Annotated in this window: 5 protein-coding genes and 2 pseudogenes; 1 reads left to right on the top strand and 6 read right to left on the bottom strand. The window is 55.9% G+C overall.

Going from position 1 to position 4,155, the window contains the following annotated elements; translation table 11 throughout:
- Positions 1 to 138, bottom strand: a pseudogene (locus ACKLKD_RS27570) (colicin E3/pyocin S6 family cytotoxin); the annotation flags it as partial.
- 192 nt (positions 139 to 330) lie between these two features.
- Between ACKLKD_RS27570 and ACKLKD_RS27565 the strand changes: the two are divergent.
- Positions 331 to 540 (top strand): YdgH/BhsA/McbA-like domain containing protein, encoded by a 210-nt coding sequence (locus tag ACKLKD_RS27565; RefSeq protein WP_087806452.1) that lies wholly within the window; start codon positions 331 to 333, stop codon positions 538 to 540.
- A 618-nt stretch (positions 541 to 1,158) separates the two neighbouring features.
- On the opposite strand, the gene ACKLKD_RS27560 is transcribed toward ACKLKD_RS27565, so the two are convergent.
- The 5 genes and pseudogenes from ACKLKD_RS27560 to ACKLKD_RS27540 form a co-directional block, all read right to left on the bottom strand.
- Positions 1,159 to 1,371: an MbeD family mobilization/exclusion protein gene (locus ACKLKD_RS27560; protein ID WP_165931900.1), complete on the bottom strand. Its 213-nt coding sequence runs from the start codon at positions 1,369 to 1,371 to the stop codon at positions 1,159 to 1,161.
- Positions 1,372 to 1,374: 3 nt separating this feature from the next.
- Complete coding sequence (locus ACKLKD_RS27555; protein WP_165931901.1) at positions 1,375 to 1,860, bottom strand: MbeB family mobilization protein; 486 nt, start codon at positions 1,858 to 1,860, stop codon at positions 1,375 to 1,377.
- A 370-nt stretch (positions 1,861 to 2,230) separates the two neighbouring features.
- Positions 2,231 to 2,548, bottom strand: a pseudogene (locus ACKLKD_RS27550) (nuclease); the annotation flags it as partial.
- Positions 2,538 to 2,858 (bottom strand): MobC family plasmid mobilization relaxosome protein, encoded by a 321-nt coding sequence (locus tag ACKLKD_RS27545; protein ID WP_132312500.1) that lies wholly within the window; start codon positions 2,856 to 2,858, stop codon positions 2,538 to 2,540. The pseudogene ACKLKD_RS27550 and the gene ACKLKD_RS27545, both read right to left, overlap by 11 nt.
- A 1,074-nt stretch (positions 2,859 to 3,932) precedes the next feature.
- Complete coding sequence (locus tag ACKLKD_RS27540) at positions 3,933 to 4,082, bottom strand: colicin release lysis protein (protein WP_087806460.1); 150 nt, start codon at positions 4,080 to 4,082, stop codon at positions 3,933 to 3,935.
- Between the last annotated feature and the right edge of the window lie 73 nt (positions 4,083 to 4,155).

The raw sequence follows: 4,155 nt of genomic DNA, 5'->3' as shown, positions 1-4,155 counted from the left end.
CATGACAAAGTCATCGGGCATTATCTGAACATAAAACACTATCAGTAAGTTGGAGTCATTACCCGTTTTTGGATCGAATGCGCCGAGGTGTTCGCCATCACTGGCGCGGTACCCTTCAAGCTCACCGTGCTGGGAATCCTTACTTTCAGCAATCTACTCCTTCCCACATAAGGAAGAATGCCTCAATTTAACAAAACTTCTTGTCTTTCTATTTTTTTGAAAGACATTCGCAAATTGTTTCGATTTCAATCACACCATGGTCGTCCTATCATTTATCACATCAGGGCAACAACGCCCCATACAGAACAAAATGACATAAGGAATACGACCATGAAATCCATCAAAACTTTAGTTGCTGTTGCAGCCCTTTCCATGATGTCTTTCGGCGCTTTCGCTCAAAGCGTAACCGCCTGCGCCTCCACCATTGACGGTGCAGAAGCGAAAATTGCAGCTCAGGCTAAAAAAGCTGGCGCTTCTTATAAAATCACTGAGTCCAATTTCAACAACGGCGTCCACATGACAGCCACGCTGACCAAATAAGAATGGTCGCTGAGGGAACAGCCGGAACGGGCCGCTGAGTGCGGCCTTTCTGCCCCGCAGACATAAAAAAACCACCTTCACAGGTGGTTTTTTTATGTCTGCGGCACGGCAGTATTTACCATAACATCTGTTGCCCGCAGCGCTCCGGACAGGTTCGACACGAACGGGGCGGCAGTCAGGTAAAACCGGCAACAAACCACCCGATACACCGCCCCGTTCGTGACAGATAAATTTTACCCGGCTGCATGACCATGCAGCCAGATGCATACGGTCTGATTTCAGGCCAGAACCCGGATGAACGCCTTAAAAACAGGAAAATGCTTCTCCAGCCAGTCCCAGATCTCCAGCGCCATGTACAGGCAGTTCAGCACCGTCTCAATCACGTTAAACAGTCTCATAATCCCTCCGTTGTATAGGCTGTGATGTTTTCATCACGACCGTATTTAGCGGGAAATTTATGAGCCCCTTCTTCGTGCGGGTTGTCACTGGATGCGCTCAGTCAGCCCAGCGTCGGACCGTTATAGCTCCGCTGACGGGAACGGGTTTCCGCCAGCTCTTTTTCGTGCTGTCGCTGCTCGTATGCCCGTTCGGCGGCCACCGCCATTTCATGCCGCTGCACTACTGGCTCAAACGCTGTAACTGCCTGCTCAAGTTCGCCACCTGCTGACTCAAGCGCGTGACGCGCTCGTTCAGCACCGCGTTCTCCCGTTGCATAAGACCAGACATCTTCTGCCATTCCGCGAAGGCGCTCTCCCACTCGTCCAGCCTTTGCGAGTAGTCCTGATGTAGCTGCTCTAATGCGGTCAGCAACTGTTTTTCCAGATCCGTCATGGGCTATTTCCTCTCCAGTACCATCCAGTTCCCCTTTTCCCCGTAAGCTCCCGCTTTCGGGTTCACTTTGACGCAGGACAGTTTCTGCTCCCCGCAGAGCGACAGCTGCACGCCGTGGTTCTTCTCCGACAGCATGGCCTGCGTCCGCTCCTGCGCCCGGATAGTCTGGTAATTCGCGGTGATCTGCTGCCCCTGCCACCACAGAATGCTCCCGCTCGTGGCGATCAGCAGCACCGAGACCAGGGTGATGGTCAGCCACGTCCGGCCGACCATACGCAGCACGCTCAGCCGGTTCGACTGCATCGCCGCGGTCATACCCTGCTCGTGGGCGCTGATGGCGTCGCTGATTCTCTTCGCGCTTGCGCTCAGTTCCGCTTTTACAGACTGCTCGTGCTCGCTGAATGCGGCTTTCAGCATCTCGCCGGTACTCTGCTGCTGCACTTTCGATTGCTGCTCCAAGTCCTTCGCCAGCGCTAAAAGACTGCTCATAAATGGCTCCCTTCAGTCGGATGTTTCGCCCCCCGTCCGGGTCGGCAATGCTGATACTGTTTTTTGTCGTGCGGACCACCTCAAAACCTGCCGCTGTGAGCGCCCCTGTGACGTCCTCGCGCGTTTTCAGCTCCCCGGATGAGGCCAAGGCCAGCAAACCCCGTGTAATCGCCTGAGCGGCTTCCAGCTTCGTTTCCGGCAGGGCGGACGGTGTGACCAGTAGCCGCCGGTTCTCCGGGGCGTTTGGATCATGCAGCCCCAGTCTGCCGTTCACCACGGTCTGCCAGGCATCGATGCGCGGCCGGTCGGCGCGATCGTAATACGGCTGCAGGCGCTTCCCGGTCAGCAGTTCAGTGTTGGGGATCAGGAAATTCAGCTCCAGCCGCCCCTTGTCGGTGTGCTCCACCCACAGAATGCTGTACTGGTCTTTATCAAGCCCGGGCATCAGAACCCGCTCAAAGCTGGCCATGATCTGCTCCCGCTGCCCGGGTGGCAGCTCCGCCTCCGCGAACGACAGCACGCCGGAGGTGTACTTCTTCGCATACGGCGAGGCATCGATAAGCTCCCGGACTTCCTCCGGTTTTCCCTGCAGCACGGTCGCCCCCTCGCGCTGCCGGTCTTTTCCCAGCAGGTAATCCACCGGGCCGGCGCCACCACCGCGCCCCCGGGGATGGAACTTAACGATCATCATCCCCCCCTTTTTCCAGCACCGCATGCCGCAGCCGCTCCAGTCCCGCGTCGATTGCCATCAGGGCGGCCACGATCTGCACTCGGTCATGACCGGCACCGCCGGCATTCACTTTCCGGGCGATCTGGTTCAGGTTGTTACCCATACCGGCAAGCTGCCGCAGCAGCGCCGGCGATATCGATGGCAGTCTGCCGGCACGCGCCGGCTTCTCACCGAGGCAGGTCTGACGCATCCACGCCGCGAGCTGCTTGCCGTCGCACCGCTCGAGCAGCCGCCGGTGTTCGTCTTCCGTCACCCACATCGTGAGCATCTTGTTGCGTTTGTCTGCCAGAGTAGCCTCCTGATAACACCGGGACGGGCGGGAAATGTTTCCCGGGCGGCACGGTGTTGGACAAGCCGCAGGCGCGTCAGTGGTTTTTAGCGGGTTTCGGGGCGCAGCCCTGAACCAGTCACGTAGCGCTAGCGGAGTGTATACTGGCTTAATATGTTGGCATGAGTGCGGGATTCAGGGAAGTGCTTCATGTGGCAGGAGAAAAATGCGGGCGGAACGCGTAAGTGCTGAATGCCGGTTCCGGGGAAATGACGCCTCCTCGCTCACTCGGTCGCTCACGCTCCGGCCGTTCGGCTGCGGCGGGCGTTGCCTACGCTTACACAACAGACTCATACCTTATCCACAGAATCAGGGGATAACGCATCACAGAACATGTGCGCAAAAAAAAGAAAGGACGAAAAGGCCGCGCCGCAGGCGCTTTTTCCATAGGCTCCGCCCCCCTGACGGAGTTCACATAACAGACGCTTTTTTTGTGCATCTGTGGGAGCCGTAAGGCTCAACCATGAATCCGCCAGCGGTGACGAAACCCGACGTGGCTTAAAGATCATCACCGTTTCCGGTGAATCGCTCCCTCCTGCGCCCCCACGTTCCCGCCATATCGGTTACCGGATACCTTTCCGCCTTTCTCCCTTACGGGACACGTGGCGCTTTCTCATAGCTCACGTCTTCTGGTATCTCGGGCCAACTTAGGCAGTTCGCTCCGGGCCGGGCTGTATGCAGGAACCCCCCTTTCAGCCCGACTGCTGCGCCTGTTCCGGTAACTGTTCTCTTGGGTCCAACCCGGAAAGACACGATAAATCGCCACTGGCAGCAGCCACTGGTAACTGAAATGTGCGAGATATGTTTCGAAGAGTTCTTGAAGTGGTGGCCTGACTGCGGCTACACTGGAAGGACAGATTTGGTGACATGTCTCGCACAAGACTGTTACCACGGTTCAGAAACTTGCCGGTTTACTGAACCTTCGAAAAACCACCTTGCCGGGTGGTTTTTTCGTTTACAGGCAGCAGATTACGCGTAGAAAAAAAGGATCTCAAGAAGATCCTTTGATCTTTTCTACTGAACCGCGATTCCCGTCAGCTCAGAGGAGGATGATGGTGCCACCGTCCCGCCCTGAACATCCCGGATATAGTTTGCCTGACATGCGACAATAAGAAAGCCAGAAACTATCAATATAAAAAGAAAAATAGTCTTTACCTTTTTCATATACTTTCCCTGTATTTAAAGACTCCAGCATTCATCCCTGAATACCGGAAGTCTGTATTTCAACTCATCCTTG

Source organism: Klebsiella sp. 10982 (genome assembly GCF_048589245.1).
GTDB lineage: Bacteria > Pseudomonadota > Gammaproteobacteria > Enterobacterales > Enterobacteriaceae > Klebsiella > Klebsiella quasivariicola.
This window is presented reverse-complemented; position numbering and strand designations above follow the sequence as displayed.

Bases quoted from the DNA above. Each gene is read 5' to 3' on its own strand.
- ACKLKD_RS27565 (WP_087806452.1), top strand. From the start codon at position 331: ATGAAATCCATCAAAACTTTAGTTGCTGTTGCAGCCCTTTCCATGATG.
- ACKLKD_RS27560 (WP_165931900.1), bottom strand. From the start codon at position 1,371: ATGACGGATCTGGAAAAACAGTTGCTGACCGCATTAGAGCAGCTACAT.
- ACKLKD_RS27555 (WP_165931901.1), bottom strand. From the start codon at position 1,860: ATGAGCAGTCTTTTAGCGCTGGCGAAGGACTTGGAGCAGCAATCGAAA.
- ACKLKD_RS27545 (WP_132312500.1), bottom strand. From the start codon at position 2,858: ATGCTCACGATGTGGGTGACGGAAGACGAACACCGGCGGCTGCTCGAG.
- ACKLKD_RS27540 (WP_087806460.1), bottom strand. From the start codon at position 4,082: ATGAAAAAGGTAAAGACTATTTTTCTTTTTATATTGATAGTTTCTGGC.